This window comes from Pseudochelatococcus lubricantis (assembly GCF_042432495.1).
GTDB lineage: Bacteria > Pseudomonadota > Alphaproteobacteria > Rhizobiales > Beijerinckiaceae > Pseudochelatococcus > Pseudochelatococcus lubricantis.
Genome location: NZ_JBHLXC010000002.1, coordinates 536,063 through 559,913 on the forward strand (window position 1 = coordinate 536,063; position 23,851 = coordinate 559,913).

The window sequence follows — 23,851 nt, forward strand, 5'->3', positions numbered from 1 at the left end:
GCCTGACCCCACGCCCGGTCCAGCGCCTGCCGGGAACGGCCGTTTCGCGCCGCCTCAGGGATTGTCGAGGCTGAAGACGCGCCGCCGGTCGTCGTAGGCGAAGATCTCGGCGTAGCGGCCGAGGTCGATGACGGTGCGCAGGGTCCGCGCGCCGGCGCGTGGCGACATGTGGTCCTCCAGCTCGTCCAGGAACCGGTGCCAGGGCGCGCGATGGCCGGGCCGCTCGTCGAGCACGCGCCGGATGTGGGCCGCGAGCGCGACATAGGTGAGCAGATGCTGGGCGAAGAGGTGCTTGCGCGCGTCGGTGTCCGCGTCGGCGAAGCGCTTGCCCTCCGGTGTCAGCGTGATGTCGCCGCCCGCCATTTCCGCGAAGCGCAGCATCTGCAGCGTCTCGGCGACAGGGAAGAGCCTGTCGATCTCCAGATTCAGCGACGCGGCGATGACGGGCAGATCGGCCTTGCCGTCATAGGGCGGTCCCGCGACGGCCTCGATCAGGCCCGCCAGCATGTTCGACGACACGGGCGGCAGGACGGTGCCGATCCCCGCGCCGGGAAAAAGCTCGGTTCGCGTGCCCGCGGCCCGGACGGCGGCTGCGGTCGTCATTTCCACGTAAAGGCGCTCGACGATATCGCGGAAACCGGGGTCGAGGCGGACGCGGGGCTGCGGCAGGTCGACCGCGATCTCCTTGAGGATGCGGCCCGGATTGCAGCCGAAAACGAGGATGCGATCGCACATCAGCACGGCCTCCTCGATATTGTGGGTGACGAGGATCACGCCGCGGATCGGCAACTGGCCCTCCGCCCAAAGGTCGAGAAAGTCGGTGCGCAGGGTCTCCGCCGTCAGCACGTCGAGCGCCGAGAACGGCTCGTCCATCAGCAGGATGGCGGGGTGGACGACGAGTGCGCGCGCAAAGCCGACACGCTGGCGCATGCCGCCCGACAACTCGCGCGGATAGGCGGATTCGAAGCCGTCGAGCCCGATCAGGTCGATCGCGTCGAGCGAGCGGCGGCGGATTTCATCGGGCGGCAGGCACAGCGCCTCAAGCCCCAGCTGCACGTTTTCCAGCACGGTGAGCCAGGGAAACAGCGCCGCGCTCTGGAACACCATGGCCACGCCGGGCGGCGGCCCGGCCACCTCCTGCCCCAGGCAGGTGACGGAGCCGGCGACCGGCGCGGCGAGCCCGGCGATGAGCCGCAGAAGCGTCGACTTGCCGGAGCCCGATCGCCCGAGCAGGCCGATGACCTCGCCTTCCCGCAAGGTCAGGTCGATTCCGTCGAGAACGAGCAGCTCGCCTCCGTCCGGCCTGGGGAAGGACTTGCGCACGCCGCGCAGCTCCAGCAGGGGGGCGGCGTCCGGAAGGGCGGGGCCGCGGGATGCCGGGTCCGGGCGGCCGGCCGTATCGTGGTGTGAGGTGTTCATCCTGTCCTCCCGTCAGTCGAGGCTGAACTTGCGTTCGGCGAAGGCGTAGAGGGGCCGCCAGAACGTGCGGTTGATGACGACGACGAACCCGCTCATCACGGCGATGCCGAGCACGACGCGGTGGAAATCGCCGGCCGCCGTCGCCTCGGCGATATAGGCGCCGAGGCCGTGGGCCTTCAGCGTCGTGTCGCCCCAGCTCGCGAGTTCGGCGACGATGCTGGCGTTCCACGAACCGCCGGAGGCGGTGATCGCGCCCGTCATGTAGAACGGAAAGACGGCGGGCAGCGCGATCCGTCGCCACCACAGCCAGCCGCGCACGCGCAGGTTGGTGCCGATGTCGCGGAACTCGCCGGGGATCGTCGACGCGCCGGCGATGACGTTGAACAGGATGTACCACTGCGTGCCGAGGATCATCAGCGGACTCAGCCAGATGTCCGGATCGAGCCGCAGCGCCGCGATGGCGGAGACGGCGAGCGGGAACAGCAGGTTGGCGGGAAAGGCCGCCAGAAACTGGGCCACCGGCTGGGCGATGCGCGCCGCCGCCGGCCGCAGCCCCAGCCAGACGCCGACGGGCACCCACACAAGGCTCGCGAGCGCGATCAGCACGAAGACGCGCACCATGGTGGCGAGGCCGAGGAGGACGGTGCGCCCCGCTTCCGCCAGCGTGACGCCCGTGAACACGAATGTGGCGGTCTTCCACAGGGCGAACAGGCACACGGCCGCGACCGCGGCATACCAGAGCCGCTCGCGCCAGCGCGCAGCCGTTTCCCCGGCCGCCGTGGCCGGCACGCGGGCAGCCGCCGGGGGCGGTGCTATCCGGTAAGTCCACCGCCAGGCGGCCGCGAGCGGCGCGATGGCCGTCGCTATCAACCGCGAGCGGCGCAGTGCGGTCAGCACCCAGGCGCGTGGCGGCGGGCCGCCGGTGTCGTCCTGCCCGACGCGGAACCGGTCGGCCCAGGCCACCAGCGGCCGGAAGAGCAACTGGTCCCAGAGCAGGATCACGGCCAGCATGGCGGCAATGGCCCAGCCGATGGCGCCGATGTCGCGCCGCTCGATGGCTAGCGCGATGTAGGAGCCGACGCCGGGCAGTGTGACGGTGGTCTCGCCGACGCTGATCGCCTCCGCCGCGACGACGAAGAACCAGCCGCCCGAGATGGACATCATCATGTTCCACACCAGCGCCGGCATGGCGAACGGCACGTCGAGCCGCCAGAAGCGCATCCATGCGCTGAGGCGGAAAGAACGCGACGCCTCGACGAGTTCCTTCGGCACCGTGCGCAGCGAATGGTAGAAGCTGAACGCCATGTTCCACGCCTGGCTGGTGAAGATGGCGAAAATGGCGGCCAGTTCCGCGCCCAGTGCCTTCCCCGGCGCCAGCGACATGAAGAAGACGACCGTCACCGAGATGAAACCGAGGATCGGCACGGACTGGAGAATGTCGAGCAGCGGAATCAGGATCTGTTCCGCATGCCGGCTGCGCGCGGCACAGGTCGCGTAGGTGAAGGTGAAGACGAGCGACAGCGCCATCGCCGCCAGCATGCGCATGGACGTGCGCAGCGCATATTCCGGCAGGGCCGCTGGAGAAAGGTCTATCGCGCCGGTGCCCGGGCCGGGCAGGGGCTGCATCAGCCCGAGGCTCGCCTGCGCGAGCAGGACGACGGCGCCGAGTACGAGCAGCACGGCGACGAGGTCCCAGACGGTCAGGGTACGGCGGAAGGACGGTGGAGCGGCGCGGGGATCGCCGGCCGGTGCGCTGGAATTCGCGATCATGCCCGCTCACCCCCGTCGCGGCGGAGCGCTCCGGCCGGACGTTCCGTTTCCCGGCTGCAGGCCGCCCTCATATGCCACCTTTCGATACCACCATCGCGTCCCGATGTCACGGGGCGCACGGCGTGAAGCGGGCCTCGAAGCCGTCGTGACGTCCCGGCGCGGGCGAGGCCAGCGTCAGCGCAGCGCCGGTGCCCCGTGCGATGGCGGCGGCGATGGCAAGGCCGAGGCCGGAGCCGCTCCCCCTGCTGCCGGCGCGTTCGAAGCGGGTGGTGAGCCGCGTGAGCGTTTCGGCGGGAATGACAGGGCCGGCGTTGGTGACGGTGAGCGTGCCGCCGGTCGAGAGCCTCACCTCGACAGGCGTGGCCGGGTCGCCGTGGGTCAGTGCGTTCTCGATCAGGTTGCGGGCGAGGATGGCGAAGGCGTCCGGATCGATGCGCAGCCGCGCGCCTCCCTCCGGCAGGGCGAGCCGCAGGCGCCCGCCGTGGCCGGCGCGGGCAAAATCCTCCCCCACCAAGGCGAGAATGGGTGCCACGTCGCTGTCCGCTCCGGCCAGAACGCCACCGCCTTCGGCGCGCGAGAGGTGCAGGAGCTTTTCGGCGAGGCGGGCGAGGCGCTTCAGTTCCGCCTCGATGGTCAGCGCCCGCTGGCGTAGCGGCCCTTCGGGCGCCTCCGCCAGCAGCCTCTGGGTTTGCGCCAGCACCGCCGCCATGGGCGTGCGCAATTCGTGCGCGGCATTGGCGGTGAAGCCGCGCTCGGCCTCCAGCGTGCGTGCGAGCCGCGTCATCAGCCGGTTCACCGCGTCGCGGATCGGCACCAGCTCCTCCTGCAGGCCGGGCGTGCTCAGGGCCGAGAGGTCCGAGGCGTCTCGCCCCGCCACCTCCGCCGACAGTGCCGCCACCGGCGCGAGGCGCGCGCGGGTGAAGACGGCAATGCCGGCAAGGCTCGCCGGCAGCAGCAGGAGCAGCGGCAGAAACATGAAGCCGATCGTTTCCCGGCGCGCCTCGCGCCGGTAGGAGAGCGGCTCGGCCACCTCGATCCGATAGGTTCCCGATACGGCGAACCGCGCATGGACGCGATGATCGTTCACGTTATGGAAGCCTTCGGCCAGCGGCTGCGCGAAAACCGCAAGGTCCGCGTCCTCGGAGGCCAGCACGATCCGCCCGTCCCGATCGCGCAGGACATAGGTGATCTGCCCCTCCCGGTGCGGCCCGACGGTGGAGATATGTCGCGTGGCGGGTGCTTCCCCGCTGTTGGCCTGCTCGATCACCGCGAGCGGCAGGATGCGCTCGGCGGTCTGGCGCAGGGCGGCGTCGAAGATTTGCTCCAGCTCGTGCCCCACGATCTGCGCGGCCGCGGCCATTGCCATGAGCCAGAAGGCGCAGAGCCCGAGGGAAAGGCCGAGCGCGAGGTCGCGCCGCAGGCTGCGCGGGGCATCCGCCGCGTTCATCCACGCCCCAGCCGGTAGCCGAGGCCGCGCAGCGTCTCGATGCTGCCCCGCCCGAGCTTCCGGCGCAGGCGGCTGACGTAGACCTCGATGGTGTTGCTCTCCACCTCCGCGTCGAAGGAATAGAGCCGCTCCTCAAGCGCGGATTTCGGCACGATGCTGCCCGGGCGCTGCAGCAGGGCCTCGAACACCGCCCATTCGCGCTGGCTGAGGGTGATCTCGCCCTGGGGGCCGGTGACGCGGCGGGCGGCGATGTCGATCGCAAGCCCGCCGAGTTCGATCAGCGGGTTGGGGTTCCCCGCGTAGCGCCGCGCCACGGCGCCCATGCGGGCGGACAGCTCGTCGAGATCGAAGGGCTTGACCAGATAGTCGTCCGCGCCGGTGTTCAGGCACTCGATCCGCTCCGTGATCCGGTCGCGCGCGGTCAGGATGATGACAGGCGTCGCCGAGCCGCTCCGGCGCAACGCGCGCAGGAAGCCGAGGCCACCGCCGTCCGGCAGCATGAGATCGAGCAGGATCAGGTCGTAGGCGACGGTGTCGAGGCAGGCGCGCGCGTCGGCGAGAGTCGTCACCAGGTCGGGCGTATGGCCCTCCGCCGCGATCTGGGCGCGCACGGCATCGCCGATGCCGCGGTCGTCCTCCACCAGAAGGATGCGCATCCTCCGTCCTTTCCCCGCCTCGCCCCGACGATCGCCGGCCTGCGCGCCGGCAGGCGGCTGAACAGGCGCCGCCGCATCCAGCCGTCCGTCGGAAGAATCCGCGCATCCTCGTTCCACAGACAAGGTAGAGCATCCGCGCATTCTTTGGAACGGTTCAAATAATGTCGGGGAGAGGAGCCATGGGATGAGCGGTGGATCATGCTGGCGCCGTGCCGGGTCAGGCACGCTTGCGGTCGCTGCGGATGGGGTCGGCGAGCAGCCGGAGGCCGTTCAGCACCACGAGCACCGTGCCGCCCTCGTGCCACAGCGCCGCCGCCGGCAGCCCGCCCGCGAGATAGGCCAGCGCGAGGCCGGCGGGGCCCCACGGCCCCGGGACGGCGAACGCATCGCAGGCGGCAAGACCCATGCCCGCCACGGTGGCGCCGGTGAGCACCGTCATCGAACGGTCGGAAGAAAGGTGGAGCATGCGTTGTCCCGGCTGTACGGCAAAGACGTGGATAGCCGGGCAAATGCATGGAAAAATTTGCTGACACGCGCCTGAACGTGCCGCCCGATACCGGAGCGGTCGCGATTGACAGGAAAGACAGCCGCCAGTAGCGTCATGCGAAACATGACTCATATGTCATGAATAACGGGAGGAAATCATGAACCGTGTTCTGGCGGCCGCTGCGGTCGCCATCGGCCTTCTTGCGTCCCCCGCGCAGGCCGAGATCCGGATTGCACACGTCTACGGCAAGACCGGCGCCCTCGAAGCCTATGCCAGACAGTCTCACGAAGGACTGCTGCTCGGCCTCGAATACGCGACCGGCGGCACGATGGAGATCGGCGGCGAGAAAATCGTCGTGATCGAGAAGGATACCCAGCTGAAGCCCGACGTCGGCCGCGCCGTTCTGGCCGAGGTCTATGGCGACGACGATGCGCTGCTCGCGGTGGGCGACGTCAGTTCGGGCGTAGCGCTGGCGATGCTGCCGGTGGCCGAGGAACATGGCAGGATTCTCATCGTGGAACCGGCGGTGGCGGACTCGATCACAGGGGCGGACCGCAACCGCTTCATCTTCCGCACCGGCCGCAACTCCAGCCAGGACGCCATCGCCAATGCCGTGGCGCTGGGCGGCGAGGGCGTGCGCATCGCCACGCTGGCGCAGGACTACGCCTTCGGTCGTGACGGCGTGGCCGCCTTTCGCGAGGCGCTGGCGGACACCGGTGCGAAGATCGTGCACGAGGAATACGTGCCGCAGGACACGACCGACTTCACGGCCGCTGCCGAGCGCATCTTCAACGCAATGAAGGACGCCGGGGGCGACAGGAAGCTGCTCTACATCATCTGGGCGGGCGCCAACAACCCGATGGGCCGGATCAACGCCATGAACCCCGGCCGCTTCGGCATCCGGATCGCCTCCGGCGGCAACATCCTCTCGGCGCTCGCCGCCTACAAGGAACTGCCGGGCATGGAGGGCGCGACCTACTATTATTACGAGATCCCGCAGAATCCCGCGAACAAATGGCTGGTGAAGACGCATCAGGAGCGCTTCGGCGCGCCGCCGGACTTCTTCACCGCCGGCGGCATGGCAGCCGGCATCGCCATCGTCGAGGCGATCAGGAAGGCGGGTTCCACCGATACGGAAGCGCTGATCGCGGCGATGGAGGGTATGGAGTGGGAAACGCCGAAGGGCAAGATGATCTTCCGTCCGGAGGACCATCAGGCGCTGCAGGAAATGTATCATTTCCGCATCAAGGTCGATCCTGCCGTGGCTTGGGGCATCCCGGAACTGGTGCGGGTCATCGGCATCGACGAGATGAAAGTGCCCGTGCGCGACTGAACCCGGCCCTGGCCGCGAGCGCGGCGGAAGCTTGCCTGACGGGGTGATGCATGAACGGGCCTTCGCTTGAAACGCGCGGACTGACAGTCCGCTTCGGCGGGCATGTCGCGGTGGATGCCGTGAGCTGCGCCTTTCGGCCCGGCGAGCTGACGGCCATCGTCGGCCCGAACGGCGCGGGCAAGACCACCTATTTCAACCTGATCTCGGGGCAGATCCCGGCGACGGCGGGGCAGGTGCTGCTGGAGGGGCGCGACATCACCCGCACTCCCATCGCGGCGCGCACGCGGGCCGGCATCGGCCGCGCCTTTCAGTTGACGAGCCTGTTTCCCGCGCTTTCGGTGCTGGAGAACGTCCGCCTCGTCATCCAGGCGCGGCAGGGGCGGGGCCTGCGCGCGTTTCCGCGCGTCTCCGCGCAACGCGACCTCATCGCGGCGGCCGAGGCGGTGGTGGAGCGGGTGAAGCTGACGCGGCTCGCGAAAAGTCCCGTCGCCGCCCTGTCGCACGGCGACCAGCGCAAGCTTGAGGTGGCGATGATGATCGCGCTCGAACCGAAGATCTACATGTTCGACGAGCCGACCGCGGGCATGTCGCTGGACGAGGCGCCCGTGATCCTCGGCCTGATCGCGGAAATCCGGGCCGATCCCGCGACGACCGTGCTGCTCGTCGAGCACAAGATGGACGTCATCCGCAGCCTCGCCGACCGGCTGATCGTGCTCCACAACGGCGCGTTGGTCGCCGACGGCCCGCCCGCCGGTGTGATGGCCTCGGCCATCGTGCGGGAAGCCTATCTGGGAGGGGCGCTGGAGGATGTCTGAGCCGATCCTGACGCTGCGGTCGGTCGCCACCGACATCGGGCGTTACCACATCCTGCATGACGTGAGCTTTTCGGTGCCGCGCGGCGAGGTGACGATGTTGCTGGGCCGCAACGGCGCCGGCAAGACGACAATGCTGCGTACCATCATGGGCCTGTGGCGTGCGCGCACCGGGCAAGTGCTGTTCGCGGACGAGGATATCGCCGCGCTTCCGACGGCGGAGATCTCCCGGCGCGGCATCGCTTACGTGCCCGAGGACATGGGCATCTTTTCGGACCTGACCGTCGGCGAGAATCTGCGCCTTGCGGCGATTTCCGGCCCGATGGACAAGGCCCGGCTGGCGTGGATCACCGCTGCCTTCCCGCCGCTGAAGACTTTCTGGGACAGCGCGGCCGGGACGCTGTCGGGCGGGCAGAAGCAGATGCTGTCCGTCGCGCGCGCCATGATCGAGGAGCGCCGGCTCTACCTCATCGACGAGCCCTCCAAGGGGCTTGCGCCCGCCATCGTCACCACGCTGGCGCGGGCGCTGAAGGACCTGAAGCGCGCCGGCGCGACGATCCTGCTCGTCGAGCAGAACTTCGCCCTCTCCCGCGCGCTCGGCGACGGCGCGGTGGTGATGGAGGACGGGCGCACCGTCTGGTCCGGGCGGATGGCGGACCTCGCCGCCGATGCGGCGCTTCAGGGCCGGCTTCTCGGCATGGAGGGCGCCGCATGAGCCGCGCGCCGGAGCACGCCCCCACCTTCTCCCGCCCGCCGCTCGCCCGGCGCCTGGAGCCCTGGCTGCCGGTGCTGCTGATCCCGGCGCTGATGCTCGCCGGCCTCGTGCTCATCCCGCAAGGGTCGTCGTGGCTGACGCTGACCGTTTCCGGCCTTGCGATGGGGATGATGATCTTCACCATCGCCTCCGGCATGACGCTCGTTTTCGGGCTGATGGACGTTATCAATTTCGGCCACGGCGCCTTCATCTCCTTCGGCGCCTTCGTCGGCGCCACGGTTCTGCTCGCGCTGCCGGGCATGGCGGGGGCGGCGGACATGCCCGCCAACGTCGCCGCCGTGGCGCTCGCCATCGCCGCCGCCATGGCGGCGGCAGGCGGCCTCGGCCTCGGCTTCGAGCGCTGGATCGTCCGCCCGGTCTACGGCTCGCACCTGAAGCAGATCCTCGTCACCATGGGCGGCCTGATCGTGGCGGAGCAGCTCATCCACGTCATCTGGGGCGGCGAACAGATCGCCGTGCCGCGGCCCGAAACGTTGAAGGGCGCCGTCACCTTCGCGGGCGCGGCGCTGGAGAAATACCGGCTGCTCGCGGTGGCCATCGGGCTCGTGCTGTTTCTCGGCATGCGCTGGCTGCTGCGCGCCACGCGGCTCGGCCTCATCGTGCGCGCCGGCGTCGAAAATCCGGAAATGGTGCAGGCGCTCGGCTATCGCATCCGGCGCGTCTTCGTGCTCGTCTTCGTCGCCGGCTCGGCTCTCGCGGGCCTCGGCGGCGTGATGTGGGCCCTGTATCAGGAGGTGATCACCGCCGGCATGGGCAACCAGATCATGGTGCTCGTGTTCATCGTCGTCATCATCGGGGGGCTGGGCTCGGTCGAGGGTTGCTTCATCGGGGCGCTGCTGGTCGGGCTGCTGCAGAACTACGTTGCCTTTCTGGAACCCAAGGCCGCGCTGGTGTCGAACATCGCGCTGATGGTGGCGGTCCTTATGTGGCGCCCGCAGGGCATGATCCCGGTCGTGAAGGCGAAATGACCATGCTGAGAGCGATCCTTTCCGACGACCTGCCGCGCAGCCGCCTGCTGGCGGTGTTGCTCGCCGTCATCCTCGTCGTGCTCGCCGCCGCTCCCTTCCTGCTGCCCGGCACGCGGGCGCTGGAGACGGCGGCGCGGATCTGCATGTTCATCGTGCTGGTGGCGAGCTACGACCTGCTGCTCGGCTATGCCGGGATCGTGAGCTTCGCCCATACCATGTTCTTCGGCATGGGGGCCTATGGTGTCGCCATTGCCGCGGCTCGCCTCGGGCCGGGCTGGCTGCCCATCGGTGCAGGCGCCGCCGCTGGCGTGGCGCTCGCGGCGTTGACGGCGCTTGCGATCGCACTGTTCTCGCTCCGGGTGCGGGCGATTTTCTTCGCCATGATCACGCTCGCCGTCGCTTCCGCCATGGCGGTGCTGGTCAGCCAGCTCTCGGGCATCACGGGCGGCGAGGACGGGCTGAACTTCCGCATCCCGCGCGAGCTGACGCCGGGTTTCCGGCTGCTGGAGGAGCCCGTGTTCGGCACGCGCATCACCGGCAGGGTGATTGCCTATTATCTCGTGTTCGGCACGTGCCTCGCGCTGTTCCTCGTCATGCTGCGGGTGGTGAACTCGCCCTTCGGCTCGGTGCTGCAGGCGATTCGCGAGAACGCCTTCAGGGCAGAGGCGATCGGCTATCGCGTAGTCGTTTACCGCGCGGCCGCGACCTGCCTTGCGGCGGTGATCGCGGCGCTGGCGGGCGCGGTGTTCGCGGTGTGGCTGCGCTACGTCGGCCCCGGCACGACACTCGGCATGGAGATCATGATCGACATTCTGTTGATGGTGGTGATCGGCGGCATGGGCACGATGTATGGCGCCGTGCTTGGCGCGACGATCTTCGTGCTGGCGCAGAACTATCTGCAGGCGCTGATGGAACGCGCTGCAGCGGCAACCGCCGGCCTGCCGCTGCTGCCTGACATCCTGAACCCCGACAGGTGGTTGCTGTGGCTCGGCCTCGTCTTCATCCTCAGCGTCTATTTCTTCCCCGCCGGGATCGTGGGCCGGCTGCGCGGCCGGGCCTGACGCCGCTCACGCCGCACCGGCGCGGCTTCCGGCAAAGAGGCTTCCGGGCAAAGCGCCCCGCAACCCCGTGATCAAGGGCCGCTCGGCGTGACGATTCGATTGACGTGATTGAATGGTACAGCTGGCCCGGTTCGAACGGGCGACCTCTTGATCCACAATTTGGCGGTTATATGCTTTCCATGATTCCCTATGGTTTCGGGGCGTTGACTTAATCATTATATTTCAATCAGTTATCATTGTAGATTGTTTACCTTCCCTTCGCGGTGATACCCATGTTTTCGGCTCTGCTGCTGACATGGTGCTGACACGGGAGGAATTGTTGTCGAAAACCGCGAAGATCACAAAGCGCGTGGTTGATGCCGCCGAGGTGCCGGAGACTGGCAAAGACATCACCTGGGACACGGATGTGAAGGGGTTCGGCCTTCGCGTAACCTCTGGCGGTGCGAAGTCCTACATCCTGAATTACAGAACACCGGAGGGCCGTTCGAGGGAATGGACGATAGGTCGGCACGGATCGCCTTGGACGCCCGACATGGCTCGCCAGAGGGCAATAGATGCGCTGCGCGGCCTTGCGGACGGTATAGACCCGCTGGAAAAGAAAGCGGCGGCGCGGGACGCCATGACGGTCGCACAGCTCTGGGCGCATTATTCCGTCGAGGGAAAGATAGCGCGGCCAAACAAGAAGGCGTCGAGCTGGGAGAACGACAGGGCGATGTTCGAACGCCATATCATCCCGCTCCTCGGCAAGCGGACTGTGCGATCCCTGACAAAAGGCGACGTGTCCAAGATGCAGGCGGATATCGCCGCTGGCAAGACAGCCACGGATATCAAGACGGGTTTCCGGGGGCGGGCTATCGTTCGTGGCGGCAAGTCCGTTGCGGGGCATGCCGTTGTGTCCCTCCGGGCGGCGATCAATTTCGCTATGGCTGACATCGGCATTACGGATAATCCGGCCGGCAAGATCGAGATGCACAAAGGGGCGAAGAAGAAGAGGTTCCTTTCCGAGCTTGAAGCGGCGTTGATCGGCGAGGCCATCGCCAGGATGCAGAACGATGCGGCGATCAGCGATGAGTTCGCGGACGCTATCCGGCTGTTGATGTTCACGGGCTGCCGGAAGAATGAAATCCAGAAGCTGCAATGGGAATGGCTGGACATGCGGCGGGGCTTCATCGAGTTCCCTGACAGCAAGACGGGTGCCAAGGTCACACCGTTGCCGCCAGCAGCGCGCGAGGTGATCACGGCGCGCTGGGAGAAGCGATCGAACAACCCCTATGTCCTGCCGTCGAAGATCGGGGAGCACAAGCCGATCGTCGGGCTTCAAAAGGTCTGGGAGAAGGTGCGGGAGAAGGCAACAGCGATTGCCAAGGAGGCCGGCCACGATGCTGACGTGACGGATGTTCGGATCCACGATTTGCGTCACTCGTTCGCATCGTTCGCGGCGTCGAGCGGAAGTAGCCTTGCCGTGATCGGGAAAATCCTCGGGCACACGCAAACGGCAACCACGGCCATCTATGCGCATCTGCATGATGATCCCGTCCGGCAGGCGTCGGAGGAAACCGCATCCCGCATCGCGGCTGCCCTGACATCGGGTGTGAAAAATGTGAGCGAGAGCGCGAAAACCCCTGCGACACCTGCGACAGATGAAATAAGTGATTGATATAAAACAATAATAATGTCGCAAATGGGCTTGCGACAGTTTGCGACACTTTACATAACATGCTGAATTATAATGGTCTTTTCTGTCGCAGGCTATTTTGCGACGGGTGATGCTTACCGCCGACTTGCCGGGGCGGATCAAGCGGCAGATTTGCCCCTTGCCTGTGGATAATTTTGTTCTTGTAAATGAATAAGAAACAATAAGAATTAATCGGAAACAATAGAAAAGTTAATTTCCGTTTACGATTGAGAAAAACTTGCGTGCTTTGCTGAAGCGGTTCATGCTTTTTTAGGATAGGCATGAACATCGGATTTTGCAATGCTTGAAAAGACGTCAGAACTGGTTTCGGCATTTGTCGAGGCGACGGGTCTGCCGGCATCGCGTGTCGGCAACATTGCGCGTGTGCTGATTTCGTCTGGCTGGCTGCCTGGTGCGCGTGCGGCTCGGGTTCCGCCTGTCGAGCCTGCCGATCATCCGTTGGGGCCGCAGCATGTGGCCGCGCTGATGCTGGCTATGAGCGCCGAGCGGGTGCTGGATGCCGAGCGAGTGCTGGTTCGTCTGGCCGATCTGCATACCGGTGACGGGCCGGACACCGGGGCGCTGGCAATTATCACCGAACTCTTGCTGTCGGACGACTTGCCCCCGGACGCAGACTTCGTATCGCTGCTGCCGCCGTATTCCGTGATCGTGGGCGGCATCCTCGCCGACATCGCCCCGAACGGCAAGCGCGTCGGCGGCGGCGTGCCTGATCGTGCGCTTCACGTCTTGCAATATCCGAGCGCCGTTGTTCGTCGGCTGCGGCGGATCGCGCAGAGCACGCGGGGATACCATATTGCGTCCGCCATCATCGAGGCCGAGGAAGCGGGGTCAATCCAATAATGGTTTGGCCCTTCTCCCGCAAACCTCCCCAAGTTGGGGCAGTTTCACCTGCCGTCGAGCCTGAGACGAAGGCGCTGGATTGGGACACCTGGTCCGGCATTATCACCGAGCCGCTTTCCGTGACCGGGCTTCCGGCTGTCACGGCTTCCACGATCGAGCGCAGCGCGACGGCGCGAGCCTGCATCGGCGCAATCAGCGAGACGGTGGCGAGCCTTCAGGTTCGGCTCTATCGCAGCCGGGGCACAGCGCAGGAGCAGGAAGTCGGGCACCCGGTGGCGAAGATCCTCGAAGGGGATTTCTGCCCGTGGGCAAGCTCATTTGAGGCGCGGGCGCAGATCACCCGTGACGCGCTGATCGGCGGTTCAGGCTACGGCCTGGTCATCCGTGTTCGCGGCAAGCCCCGGGAAATCCACCGGCTTGCACCGGGGTTCGTGTCCGAAACCATCCTGCCGACCGGCGAGCCTGAATACCGCGTCACCCTCGCGGACAACACCAGCCGTGTCGTGTCGTGGAAAGACCTGCTGGTGATCCGCGCTCCGGGTTCCACCTACGACCGGCCGCTGGCGATTGGTAAGGCGGCGCAAAACGCCATCGCGCTCGATATCGTCATGACCGAGCATCAGGCTCGCGTATTCGGACAGGGCGGCCGGCCAAGCGGCATTCTCAAGGTTCCGGCCGGCGTCTCGGCGGATGCGTTGAAGCGGATCGCGGCGAGCTGGAACGCGGCCCACGGCGGCACCAACAGCGGCCGCACGGCAATTTTAGACGCCGGCACGGAATGGGAGCAGATCGCGCTGAGCCTCGTTGACGCGCAGTTCCTTGAGCTTCGCCGGCTGGTGGTCGAGGACATTTCCCGCGCCTTCAGGGTGCCTCCCTCGATTGCCGGTGACCTGTCCCACGGCACGTTCAGCAACACCGAGCAGCAAGGCAAGCAATGGCTTCTGGCCGTCGAGCCGTGGCTGTGGGTTTGGGAGAGCGCCCTGACGCGGGTTCTGCTGACGCCGGCCGAGCGGTCGGGCGGGTTGTTCATCGATCATGTCGTCGAGCCGCTGACCCGCGCCGATTTCGAAAAGCAGTTCGAAGGTTACGCCAAGGCCACCGGCACCGCCTGGCTGACGGCGAACGAGGTGCGTGCGATCCAGAACCGCCCCCCTGTTCCCGGTGGCGACGAATTGGTCCGCCAGGCCGGCCAGACTGGCGCGGCTGCCCCTATGAGCGAGGAAACCCCATGAACGTCGAGGTCAAAGCGCTTTCCGCCTACATCGAGGCAACAGACGCCGGCATCGTCACCGGTATCGCATCAGCACCGGCAACGGACAGGGACGGCGATAGCATCGATCCGGCGGCGTTCGTGTTCGATCTGCCCCTGCCAATGCTTTTCAACCACGATGCTGGCGAGGTCGTCGGGCGGTGGACGAAAGTTGAGGCCACCGGCGACGGTCTGCTTGTCGAAGGCAAGCTCAATCTCGATACCGCACGCGGCCAGGACGTATACGCCCTTCTGCGAACAGGTGACCTGCGTGGCCTTTCCGTCGGGTTCAAAACCACGGCCGCATCATCCACCGCAACGGGCAGGCGCATCACCGCAGCCGATCTCCTCGAAATCTCCCTCGTCGCTGTTCCGGCAAACCCGGCGGCTCGCATTCTCACCGTGAAAGGCTCCAATATGACTGATGTTTCTGTTATCGAATCCCGCCTTGAAGCTCTCGAACTTGCCGCTGCCCGTCCGGCCATTGCCCCCGCCCCGGCTTTCGACGAACCGACGGTCGAGCGCAAGGCGTTCGTGAACTACCTGCGCATCGGCCGGGAGCACATGGACCTGGACGAGACGAAGGCGCTGGTCTCCGGCACCACGAACGGTCTCACGGGCGGCTTTCTTGTCCCCGAGCAGTTCGAGCGCGAGCTGATCAAGAACCTTGTGGAGCATTCCCCGATCCGTCAGATTGCGCGCATCTCGCAGGCATCTGGCGACGAGGTGACGCTTCCCCTGCGCACGGCCGGCAGCACCGCGACCTGGACGGACGAATGGGACACGACCACCCCCGGCCCGGAACCACGCACGCCGTCGCAGCCGACTTACTCGCAGAAAAAGCTTCAGGTTCATGAGCTGGCGACCTATGTCGAGGTGACGCGCCGCCTGCTGGAAGACAGTGCGTTCAACCTTGAGAGTGAGCTGGCGCTTGACCTGGCCGAGGCGTTCGGCAAGGCCGAGGGCGTCGCCTTCGTGAAGGGCAGCGGCACCGGGCAGCCTGCGGGCTTCCTCACCGACACCACGCTCACCACCGGCGCGCTGGTGACGGCGGCGAGCAACGTGGTCACGGCCGATGAGATTATCTCCCTCGCATACAGCTTGCCGAGCGCCTATCGGGCGAAGGGCGTATTTGTGGCGAACCGAACCACGATCGCAACGATCCGCAAGATCAAGGACGGAACGGCCAATTACATCTGGCAGCCAGGTCTGCAAGCGGGCCAGCCTGAAACCCTTCTGGGCTACCCGCTCGTGGAAGCGCCCGACATGGATGACATCGGTGCTGGCAAATACCCGCTCGCGTTCGGCGACTTCCAGTCCGGCTTCCGCATTTTCGACCGCGTGGCACTGAGTGTCCTGCGCGACGACTACAGCGCGGCCGTGAACGGCGTTGTCCGGTTCCACGCGCGCCGCCGTGTCGCGGCCGGCGTGGTGAAGGCCGAGGCGCTGAAGCTGCTGAAGGTCAAGGCGTAATCCAATTCCCCGCACGCGCGAGGCTGCGGGGCTAGGCGGGGCACGCGCGAGGCTGCCCTACCGACCGGCTGCCGGGGTGAGCGATTCCCCCGGCAGCTACCAAATTCGGGGTGCAAATTCTGAGGGCTTAACGACGGTCCGAAAACGGAAGCGCAGCTGCGGGCGCCCCGATACCGCTTTTCAACCGCTCAAGCTGCGTGCGTCGGGCGGCTGGTCAGCTCCTAGTGCCAGCCGCCACCACTATCATGAGGGAAGCTATGGCAATAATCATCACGCCTGCCTCGACGCGCGCACTCACGACTCCGGATGAGGTGGCACGGCAGTTGGGCATCAAGGCGGACGCGGACAATGCACCACGCCTGATCGAGCTGATCCTTGCGGCATCGGCTGCCATCGAGGGCACGTTGCGCCGGACGCTCACGCTTCAGCAGTATGAAGAGCACGTTTATGTCGCTGCTTCACGGCCTGCTGTCCTGTCGCATACTCCGGTTCGCACCATCACCATCGACGGAATTGCTGGCCTCTTGGGGCGTGAAGTCGATGTTGGTACTGGCCTTCTGAGCCTGCCTGCCGGCACGCATGTCGTCACCTATTGGGCCGGGCATGATCTTCCGGGCAGTGATCCTCGACCGGATGGCGCACCGCCTGCTGATCCTATGCGCTTTCATCTCCCTGTTGCGATCACCCGCGCTGCGACGTTGCTGGCGGCATCGTATTGGCATAGTTCGGCCCGCGATCCGTGGGTGAAGTCTGAGACCGTCGACGGCGTTGGGAGCCAGAGCTTCGGCAACATAGGATCGGCTGTCGAGGTCGACGCATTGTTGGCGCCGCACCGTGACGTTCCGGTGGCCTGACATGGCGTTCGCACCGAAGCGCCTTTGCTCGTGTGGCCGATACGCCGTGTCGCGCGGTGAGTCGTGCCCCTGTCGTCCTGCGCAGAAGGCCGAAGCCGATGCGCGCCGACCGAATGCACGGGAGCGCGGATATGACAGCGCATGGGATAAGGCGCGGGCCAGCTACCTCGCATCGCACCCGACCTGCATCCGCTGCGGCGCACCGGCGACGGTGGTTGACCATGTCATCCCGCATCGTGGCGACCGGGCGCTGTTCTGGAACAAGGTGAACTGGCAGCAACTTTGCGTTCAGTGCCATTCGGGCTGGAAGCAATCGCAGGAACGACGCTATGCAAGCACAAGCTAGCACGCACTTGCTATCTGATGATAGCGCGAAGTTTGATACGGCAGCCGACCTTGGCATTCGGTCGTACATGCGGTGGGACGGTATCAGCCTGCCGTACCTGCGGTTCGAGCATGGCGATGCGAGCAATGTCGATTGCGGGGCCACAGAAGGCCGTACAGAGGCGCTGGCTTCGGAAGCTGCCCCACCTAGCCGGACAGGCGACGATGGGCAGGGGGGAGGGTCTGAGCTTGATGGCAAGGGGGCCTGTACCGGCCGGGGTCGATCGCGTGAGATCGGGGCCGGAATGATTTCTTGCGAATGAGTTGCAACTAAGAGGGTGACATGAGGGGAGGAAAGCCGGCTTTGTCGAATAACGGCCCAGCGCTGACGCCGCCGCCGGCTGCTCCCTCGTGGCTTCCGAAGCTCGCGAAGGACGAATGGAAGCGCCTGGCGCAATTGCTGCATGAGAACGGCGTGTTGCAGGAGGATACGAAGCAGCTATTTGCTAGTTATTGCTTGTCAGTCAGCGCAATGCGCGAGGCCGAGGCCATCCTGTCGCGGGAGGGGATCGTGGTCGATGGCGCGGTGAATGCGGCCTTCCGGGCGCTCAATCTGGCGCAGAAGGAGTTCCGCATTCTCTCCGGTGAGCTGGGCTTGCTGCCGGGGCGGCGGCCGAAGCAGGAGCGGCGAGACGATGACGACGATGCGCTTGGCCTGTGATGCGACGGGTTATCCCGCATGGATCCACGACGACAGCCCGATTGCCGACCCGCTGGGGCATGGTGAGCGGGCGGTGAAGTTCCTGCGGGCGTTGCGGCACCCGAAGGCACCGGACGGCCTGTTTCGCCTCGACCGTTGGCAGGAGCGCATCGTGCGGGCGATCTACGGCCCTCGCCATGATGACGGCAGCCGGATCGTGAAGACCGTGGTGCTGCTGCTTCCTCGCGGCAACCGCAAGACGACACTGGGCGCGGCGCTGTCCCTGCTGCACACTGTGGGGCCGGAAAGATTGCCCGGTGGTGAGGTGCTGACGGCTGCCAGCGATCGCAAGCAGGCACGGCTGGCCTTTCAGGAGGCCGTGAACGTCATCGCGGCAACACCGGCCATCGAGCGCGTCACCACGATACAGGATTACCGCAACCGGATCACCTCGACGCGGCACCGCTCGTTCTTCGAAAGTATCTCGTCGGATGCGGGCACGCAGCACGGGCGGACACCGGCGTTCGCGCTGGTCGATGAGCTTCATGCCTGGAAGAAGCGCGACCTTTGGGACGTGGTGAAATCCGGTCTGGTGAAGGTAGCCGGCTCGCTGCTGATCGTCGCCACCACGGCCGGCCGGGGGCAGGAGAACATCGCCCACGACATCATCGACGACGCGCGGAAGGTTGCTCGCGGCGAGGTGGAAGATTCGTCGATACTGCCTATTCTGTTCGAGACGCCGGCTGATGCTGACTGGCGCGACGAGGCGTTGTGGTTCCGGGCGAATCCCGGCCTGTCGTGTGATCCGCCGTATCCCGATCTGGAGGGCCTGCGGCAACTGGCGAAGGAAGGCGAACGCCGGCCGGGTGATCGAGAGGCTTTCCGGCAACTGAACCTCAACGTCTGGCTGGACAAGTCGCACGATCCGTTCGTCGACATGGACGTTTACGACATGGGACGAAATCTGTTCGATGTCGCCGAGCTGGAGGGCCGCGAAGCATGGATCGGCCTCGATGCGTCCTCGACCACGGACCTGACCGCCGTTGTCGCTGTCGTTCGCGGCGATGACGATGAGCTGTTCGTGCTGCCGTCGTTCTTCTGCCCCGGTAATGCCCTGCGCAGGCGCGGCGAGGTGGATGGCGTTCCATATCCCCGCTGGGCCGATGAGGGGCACCTGACACTGACACCGGGCGACGTGATCGACTATCCGGCTGTCGAGAACTGCATCCGTGACCTGTGCTCCCGGTTCAACGTGGTCGAGATCGCGGCCGATCCGGCCTATTCCCGCCAGGTGACAATCCCGCTGGCGAACGACGGCTTCCCCGTGATCGAGTTCCGCCAGGGCTGGCGCTCGATGGGGCCGGCCATCGCTGATCTGGAGCGCGCCATCGTCGGCGGCAAGTTCCACCACGGCGGGCACCCTCTGCTGCGATGGTGCTTCGAAAACGTGGCCGTGCAAACGGACAGCAGCGGCAACCGGAGCTTTCATAAGGGCAGAAGCAGGGACCGGATCGACGGCGCTGTGGCGGCTGCCATGGCCGTGTCGCGCGCCCTGTCCGGCGAGATGAAGCCGCGAAGCATATTTGAGAACGACTGGCCGCTGGAGGACTTTCTCGTATGACCGAAGTGGCGTTGACGCATATCGAGACGCTCCCGTTGGATGGCGGCACCGTTCGGGGGCTGGCAACGGTGGATATCCTCGCGGGTGACATCACCATCACGACACGCGGCTGGCGGGTTGTGGCGGATCGGCACGCCGAGGATGGATTCCGCGTCGAGCTGCCGTTCACCCGCACCGTTCGCGGCGACGTGACGCTGTTGCTGACGCTGCCCGATGCGGTGCTGGAAGCCGTGCGGGACGTGATCCGCGAAGCATGGGAGGCGAGGAATGAAACCATCTGAAGCACGGGCCATGTACCGCCGGCAGATCGAGCAGCACGGCGAGACCGTAAAACTGCGCAGGGGCTTCGATGGGGCCGAATGTGAGGTGCTGGCGCGGGTGACAGGCTATCAGCCGGAACAGCTCACCACGGGCATCACGTTGGGCCACAGGCGCGTCATCATCCTCGCGGAGACCATTCCCGCATCATGGCTGGGGCCGCCGGTGAAGAACGACAGGATCATCTGGGCGGGCCTCACGCTGACCGTGACGGCTGTTGATAGCGCGACGAGGCGGCTGGGTGGTGATACTGTAGCGTTCGAGTTGACTGCATTAGGGGCGTGAAGGGAGGGGGCGGCAGCGGCGCCCCCTCCCTTTTTTCAATGGCCGCTTAGCGTGATTCTTTATCAACGGATTGAGCAAAAGTTTCTTGTCATTGATCGCCCAAGCTGACGGGAAAATATCTTTCCGTGGCTAAGAAAGTTGAGCGGCCTCGGATTCATCCATACGTCTATTTGAGTAAACACCCTTTTTCCCAGGAACAGAAAATACTAATTCCTTTATTCCCATTCTGTAAAGGCGGTTGTTCATCGTTTGGCGTTTCATTACGTCGCCCGTGAGCTTATAATACTCTACCAATAGGCGATCCAACGAAATAACCCCTCCCGCTTCATCCAGAATAGAAAGAATGTTGAATTCCGTCCGATCGGACTCCGAGACGCTGAGCTCGCTGAGAAGCTCTTCGGGCAGGCCCTCAATCTCATCCCACCCTAGGGCGAGACGCTTGACCTTCGGTTCAGCTTCCCTGGCAGCCTGTCTCTCAAGGAAGTTCGCCAACTCCCTAAAATTACCTGCAGTACGAGCATGTTGCGATGCACGGCGCTCATTGGCGCTATGCCGTACCTGTTGCCTATCATGAAAGTCTGCTTGCCCCTTGACAAATTCAAGAAATTCTTCTACTCGTTCCATGTCATTCGCTCCCAAGCGATGGCGGAAGGGGCGGGATTCGAACCCGCGGTACGTGCTACCAACACGTACGCTGAGGTATAAGCTCAGAGTCTTCGACCGCTCGACCACCCTTCCTACACGCCCGGCACCATAGCCGGATATACCGGATCATTTTTGAGACAGGCTCAGGCGAAGAATCGCTCGAGCCTGTCTCTTTTTGTTTCTAGTCGAGTTTGCAAAGCACGTCAAGAGGCATTGGAGAGGAAAGGGAGAAGCAGCGCAATCTGAGAGATGCCGGGGGTTGCTTCTCTTTCTGTTCCCTTTTTTGCACGTCGAAATGCCGAAGCTGAGAATAGGGCCGAGTCGATAAAGTGCCCGAGGCTCATTCCGCATCCCCCTTCACCAGCGCCACGCCCCGGCCGGCAGCAACCTCCCCGCTGTCGAGAAACTGCACGCCCTGGGCTTCGAGGGCGGCGCGGATATCGTCGACGGTGCGCTCCCGGAGTGCTTCCCCGCGCTCTAGCCGGGCAATGGTATCGGGCGAAACTTTGGCAAGCGCCGCTAGATCGCGGACGCCGATACCCAATGCCGTGCGGGCCATCTTACATTGAATGGGCAGCAATTTCGTATCCCTGTTACGATTTGAGTTGACTTCATGCATTGTTCGGATATCGTATCACCGTTACGATAATTTCGCAATCTGGAGCATCACCAATGCCGAACACGCCCGTTCGCGCAGCCAGCGGAGCTGTGCAAAATTCAAAGCGTATCCAGTTCACCATCCACCCGGACGATTTCCCGGAGGTCTATGCGATGGTTCTCGACGGCCATTGCATGGAGCCCTGGCTGCATCACGACCAGAAGTTAGTCATGAGCAAGACCGAGGCGTACAAGCCCGGTGACATCGTGGCGCTGTTCATCCGACCGGAGCTTCTGCAACCCGGCCAGCATCAGATCCTCCTGAAGCGGTTGAAGTATGCCATCGCGCCGTGGGCGAGGTTTGGCGCAGACCTGCATCCCAAGGCGGAGCTTGATCCGCTGGTCATCGTCGAGCAGATCAACCCGCGCCGGGAGCTGGTGTTCCGTGCGTCTCAAATTCAGGCGATCCACAAATGCCTCGGGCCAGTACCGGATGACGTTGAAACCTATGTCGTAACCGACGACGAAGCGCGGGAGATCGCGCGGCGGGAGCGGGCGAGGAGGGGGAGGCCGGCATGAGCACGGACACGACACGCCGGTCGATCCTTGGCGGCGCGGCCGCCATTGGGGCGATGGCCGTCACGGCATTTGGTGTGCGAGCTGCACACGTCCCGACCGACGAGGAAATCGAGCGCATGACCGAGCAGCTCTCTGCCGCCATGAAGGCAAGGCATGGCGGGAACTGGCGGTGGGCGATCATGCACAAGGAGCAGATCGTCATGGTTATTCGGGACTATCAATGACATCTTTTGCAGGCATGCACATGCTACCAATTGCAAGTTATCAAATGCATGCTTATAACTGCATCGTGATACATGCATTTGCAGTATTGTGCATGCCTGCAATTGATAGGAGATGGAAGCATGGTTGGATATGTTCAAGCGTCGGCGCGGGTTCCAGAGGAAGGGCGTCCCGTGCTGCTGGAGATCGCGGCGCAGATGCGGGCCGATCCGAGTTTCATCGAGAGGGCGGCGGTGTGGATAGCGGCGACCCGTGCAGGCGACGAGCTGGCGGACTGGCGGTCGGAGATCGAGCGGCGGCTGGAGGCGCTGGAGCTTCAATCGTCCCAAGTTGGGACGATTGAAAGCAAGCAAGACGACACCACTGCCGGCCGGATTCCGGCCGGCAACGAAGGCGGCATCGCAGCTGATCCGGTCGAGGGCGGCAGGCAGGCCGATATCGAAGACCTGCTGTCGCCGGTGCTGGACGATCCCGTCGAGCCTGCCGGCGCTGCCGTTGAGGCCGAGGATGCAGACTGGACGGCGAAGGCGGCGGCGATCACGACGACGACCGGCGAAGGGAAGGGCCGCAAGCTCACCGAAGCCGGTGCGGGGCTGTTCGCGGAGATGCTGGCCGCTGGCGTGCCCCTGCCGAGCATCGCCCGCACCGTTGGCATCAGCCCGCAGTCGGCGCACACGAGGGCGAAGAAGCTGGCGGCTGGAGGATAATTTTATAGACTCGTGAGAGTCGTTGACAGCCCATATGAGTATATGACATAAAGAGTGCATCGACAGGAGTTAGCGATGCACAACAATTTCCGTTATCGGCAATTCCAAATCGGGGTTGCGTCCCAGGCGACAGGAGTGTCCGCCAAGACGATCACAAATTGGCTTGACCGCGGCCTGATCGTCGGGGGCGAGAACATTATAGGCGTCGGCGGCCCTGGGCATCGCCGGCTGTTTTCATTTGGAAACATCATAGAGATCGGTATCGGCGGCGCTATCATCGACGCCGGCGCCGGTTCGGCTGCGGATGCTTTGAAGGCTGCGAACCGTTTCGCTCACGTCGGCTGGGACGCCGGAGAGGTTAACCCGGAGCGGGCCGTAGGGCTGCCCTTCGCGGAACGTGACGGCACCACGTACATCGTCGTGGCAGGGGGGAATTCGGCCATTTTACCCGCCAATCCGCACCTGGACGTTGCCGAGGCCAGCAGGCGGCTGGGCGATGCCGATGGCTTCATCACGGTCAACGCAAGCGCCGTATTCGAGCGCGTGACGGCCTCGCTGCAATACATCACCGGTGACAACGCGTTCCATCCTCTGGCGATCTATGAAGCTGCTTACAGTGGAAACCGGGGATAACAGGGGTACCGCATGTAGCGCCCCTTTCGCAGCCGCATCCTACATATGGTAAACAAATAGAACAAAAATAAAACACCGGGGTGACTGCATGGCGCGTATCTACGAAAAAGGAAGAACGGATGTCCGATGTTGTTTTCAAGAAAAAGCGCCTCACGCGTAAGGAGGCGTCGATCTATTTTCGGGAGCGGTGGGATATTCAGTTGAAGCCGAGCACGCTGGCGAAGAAGCATAGCGAGGGAACAGGGCCGAAACTGCATAAAGCCGGCAAAAGCGTGCTGTATCCGGTTGATGAACTGGACGCATTCGCAACACAATACTTAGGAGAGCTTATCGAGAATAGTTCGCAGGAAAAGTAAAACCCGGCAATGCGCCAACATTAG

General features: G+C 64.8%; 27 protein-coding genes and 1 tRNA gene. 20 read left to right on the plus strand and 8 right to left on the minus strand.

Annotated elements, in window-relative coordinates:
* Nucleotides 1-54: 54 nt before the first annotated feature.
* The 5 genes from ACFFJ7_RS05305 to ACFFJ7_RS05325 form a co-directional block, all read right to left on the minus strand.
* Nucleotides 55-1,419: an ABC transporter ATP-binding protein gene (locus ACFFJ7_RS05305; protein WP_377590984.1), complete on the minus strand. Its 1,365-nt coding sequence runs from the start codon at nt 1,417-1,419 to the stop codon at nt 55-57.
* 12 nt (nt 1,420-1,431) lie between these two features.
* On the minus strand, nt 1,432-3,189 hold the full coding sequence (locus ACFFJ7_RS05310; RefSeq protein ID WP_377590986.1) for an ABC transporter permease: 1,758 nt from the start codon (nt 3,187-3,189) through the stop codon (nt 1,432-1,434).
* Between the two features lie 106 nt (nt 3,190-3,295).
* A complete protein-coding gene (locus ACFFJ7_RS05315; protein ID WP_377590988.1) occupies nt 3,296-4,636 on the minus strand; it encodes an ATP-binding protein in 1,341 nt (446 codons plus the stop codon).
* Entirely contained in the window at nt 4,633-5,292 is a 660-nt protein-coding gene (locus ACFFJ7_RS05320; protein WP_166947885.1) for a response regulator, read from the minus strand. Before ACFFJ7_RS05320 ends, ACFFJ7_RS05315 begins: the two co-directional genes overlap by 4 nt.
* A 217-nt stretch (nt 5,293-5,509) precedes the next feature.
* Nucleotides 5,510-5,758: a hypothetical protein gene (locus ACFFJ7_RS05325; RefSeq protein WP_377592127.1), complete on the minus strand. Its 249-nt coding sequence runs from the start codon at nt 5,756-5,758 to the stop codon at nt 5,510-5,512.
* 178 nt (nt 5,759-5,936) lie between these two features.
* On the opposite strand from ACFFJ7_RS05325, the gene ACFFJ7_RS05330 reads away from it, so the two are divergent.
* The 15 genes from ACFFJ7_RS05330 (at nt 5,937) to ACFFJ7_RS05400 (ending at nt 20,088) form a co-directional block, all read left to right on the plus strand.
* Nucleotides 5,937-7,112 (plus strand): substrate-binding domain-containing protein, encoded by a 1,176-nt coding sequence (locus ACFFJ7_RS05330; RefSeq protein WP_377590990.1) that lies wholly within the window; start codon nt 5,937-5,939, stop codon nt 7,110-7,112.
* A gap of 50 nt (nt 7,113-7,162) precedes the next feature.
* The gene (locus tag ACFFJ7_RS05335; protein ID WP_377590992.1) at nt 7,163-7,927 is read left to right on the plus strand and encodes an ABC transporter ATP-binding protein; all 765 of its coding nucleotides are present in this window, start codon (nt 7,163-7,165) and stop codon (nt 7,925-7,927) included.
* On the plus strand, nt 7,920-8,639 hold the full coding sequence (locus tag ACFFJ7_RS05340; RefSeq protein WP_377590994.1) for an ABC transporter ATP-binding protein: 720 nt from the start codon (nt 7,920-7,922) through the stop codon (nt 8,637-8,639). Before ACFFJ7_RS05335 ends, ACFFJ7_RS05340 begins: the two co-directional genes overlap by 8 nt.
* Entirely contained in the window at nt 8,636-9,667 is a 1,032-nt protein-coding gene (locus tag ACFFJ7_RS05345; protein WP_377590996.1) for a branched-chain amino acid ABC transporter permease, read from the plus strand. Before ACFFJ7_RS05340 ends, ACFFJ7_RS05345 begins: the two co-directional genes overlap by 4 nt.
* Before the next feature lie 2 nt (nt 9,668-9,669).
* Nucleotides 9,670-10,728, plus strand: a complete 1,059-nt coding sequence (locus ACFFJ7_RS05350; RefSeq protein WP_377590998.1) for a branched-chain amino acid ABC transporter permease — start codon at nt 9,670-9,672, stop codon at nt 10,726-10,728.
* A gap of 319 nt (nt 10,729-11,047) precedes the next feature.
* Nucleotides 11,048-12,385 (plus strand): tyrosine-type recombinase/integrase, encoded by a 1,338-nt coding sequence (locus ACFFJ7_RS05355; protein WP_377591000.1) that lies wholly within the window; start codon nt 11,048-11,050, stop codon nt 12,383-12,385.
* 318 nt (nt 12,386-12,703) lie between these two features.
* Complete coding sequence (locus tag ACFFJ7_RS05360) at nt 12,704-13,264, plus strand: hypothetical protein (RefSeq protein WP_377591001.1); 561 nt, start codon at nt 12,704-12,706, stop codon at nt 13,262-13,264.
* Between the two features lie 119 nt (nt 13,265-13,383).
* Nucleotides 13,384-14,496, plus strand: a complete 1,113-nt coding sequence (locus ACFFJ7_RS05365; protein ID WP_377591002.1) for a phage portal protein — start codon at nt 13,384-13,386, stop codon at nt 14,494-14,496.
* A complete protein-coding gene (locus ACFFJ7_RS05370) occupies nt 14,493-15,986 on the plus strand; it encodes a phage major capsid protein (protein WP_377591003.1) in 1,494 nt (497 codons plus the stop codon). The genes ACFFJ7_RS05365 and ACFFJ7_RS05370 overlap by 4 nt, the downstream gene beginning before the upstream one ends.
* Nucleotides 15,987-16,243: 257 nt before the next feature.
* The gene (locus ACFFJ7_RS05375; protein WP_377591005.1) at nt 16,244-16,840 is read left to right on the plus strand and encodes a head-tail connector protein; all 597 of its coding nucleotides are present in this window, start codon (nt 16,244-16,246) and stop codon (nt 16,838-16,840) included.
* A 1-nt stretch (nt 16,841) separates the two neighbouring features.
* Nucleotides 16,842-17,186: an HNH endonuclease signature motif containing protein gene (locus tag ACFFJ7_RS05380; protein WP_377591007.1), complete on the plus strand. Its 345-nt coding sequence runs from the start codon at nt 16,842-16,844 to the stop codon at nt 17,184-17,186.
* 342 nt (nt 17,187-17,528) lie between these two features.
* Nucleotides 17,529-17,885 (plus strand): phage terminase small subunit P27 family, encoded by a 357-nt coding sequence (locus ACFFJ7_RS05385; protein ID WP_377591009.1) that lies wholly within the window; start codon nt 17,529-17,531, stop codon nt 17,883-17,885.
* Nucleotides 17,869-19,485, plus strand: coding sequence for a terminase large subunit (locus ACFFJ7_RS05390; RefSeq protein WP_377592087.1), 1,617 nt, complete (start codon nt 17,869-17,871; stop codon nt 19,483-19,485). Before ACFFJ7_RS05385 ends, ACFFJ7_RS05390 begins: the two co-directional genes overlap by 17 nt.
* Nucleotides 19,482-19,766: a hypothetical protein gene (locus ACFFJ7_RS05395; RefSeq protein ID WP_377591011.1), complete on the plus strand. Its 285-nt coding sequence runs from the start codon at nt 19,482-19,484 to the stop codon at nt 19,764-19,766. The genes ACFFJ7_RS05390 and ACFFJ7_RS05395 overlap by 4 nt, the downstream gene beginning before the upstream one ends.
* On the plus strand, nt 19,753-20,088 hold the full coding sequence (locus ACFFJ7_RS05400; RefSeq protein WP_377591013.1) for a hypothetical protein: 336 nt from the start codon (nt 19,753-19,755) through the stop codon (nt 20,086-20,088). The genes ACFFJ7_RS05395 and ACFFJ7_RS05400 overlap by 14 nt, the downstream gene beginning before the upstream one ends.
* A 129-nt stretch (nt 20,089-20,217) precedes the next feature.
* On the opposite strand, the gene ACFFJ7_RS05405 is transcribed toward ACFFJ7_RS05400, so the two are convergent.
* The 3 genes from ACFFJ7_RS05405 to ACFFJ7_RS05415 all read right to left on the minus strand — a co-directional run bounded on the left by ACFFJ7_RS05405 (nt 20,218) and on the right by ACFFJ7_RS05415 (nt 21,313).
* Complete coding sequence (locus ACFFJ7_RS05405; RefSeq protein ID WP_377591015.1) at nt 20,218-20,712, minus strand: hypothetical protein; 495 nt, start codon at nt 20,710-20,712, stop codon at nt 20,218-20,220.
* A 19-nt stretch (nt 20,713-20,731) separates the two neighbouring features.
* A tRNA-Ile gene (locus ACFFJ7_RS05410) sits at nt 20,732-20,826 on the minus strand.
* Between the two features lie 247 nt (nt 20,827-21,073).
* Nucleotides 21,074-21,313 (minus strand): helix-turn-helix domain-containing protein, encoded by a 240-nt coding sequence (locus tag ACFFJ7_RS05415; protein WP_377591017.1) that lies wholly within the window; start codon nt 21,311-21,313, stop codon nt 21,074-21,076.
* A 92-nt stretch (nt 21,314-21,405) separates the two neighbouring features.
* On the opposite strand from ACFFJ7_RS05415, the gene ACFFJ7_RS05420 reads away from it, so the two are divergent.
* The 5 genes from ACFFJ7_RS05420 to ACFFJ7_RS05440 all read left to right on the plus strand — a co-directional run bounded on the left by ACFFJ7_RS05420 (nt 21,406) and on the right by ACFFJ7_RS05440 (nt 23,827).
* Nucleotides 21,406-21,909 carry a S24/S26 family peptidase gene (locus tag ACFFJ7_RS05420; RefSeq protein ID WP_377591019.1) on the plus strand — a complete coding sequence of 168 codons (504 nt, stop codon included), beginning with the start codon at nt 21,406-21,408 and terminating at the stop codon, nt 21,907-21,909.
* Nucleotides 21,906-22,133 carry a hypothetical protein gene (locus ACFFJ7_RS05425; RefSeq protein WP_377591021.1) on the plus strand — a complete coding sequence of 76 codons (228 nt, stop codon included), beginning with the start codon at nt 21,906-21,908 and terminating at the stop codon, nt 22,131-22,133. The genes ACFFJ7_RS05420 and ACFFJ7_RS05425 overlap by 4 nt, the downstream gene beginning before the upstream one ends.
* Nucleotides 22,134-22,253: 120 nt before the next feature.
* Nucleotides 22,254-22,838: a hypothetical protein gene (locus tag ACFFJ7_RS05430; RefSeq protein WP_377591023.1), complete on the plus strand. Its 585-nt coding sequence runs from the start codon at nt 22,254-22,256 to the stop codon at nt 22,836-22,838.
* A gap of 75 nt (nt 22,839-22,913) precedes the next feature.
* Nucleotides 22,914-23,471 (plus strand): MerR family transcriptional regulator, encoded by a 558-nt coding sequence (locus ACFFJ7_RS05435; RefSeq protein ID WP_377591025.1) that lies wholly within the window; start codon nt 22,914-22,916, stop codon nt 23,469-23,471.
* Between the two features lie 119 nt (nt 23,472-23,590).
* The gene (locus tag ACFFJ7_RS05440) at nt 23,591-23,827 is read left to right on the plus strand and encodes a hypothetical protein (RefSeq protein ID WP_377591027.1); all 237 of its coding nucleotides are present in this window, start codon (nt 23,591-23,593) and stop codon (nt 23,825-23,827) included.
* The last annotated feature ends 24 nt before the right edge of the window (nt 23,828-23,851 follow it).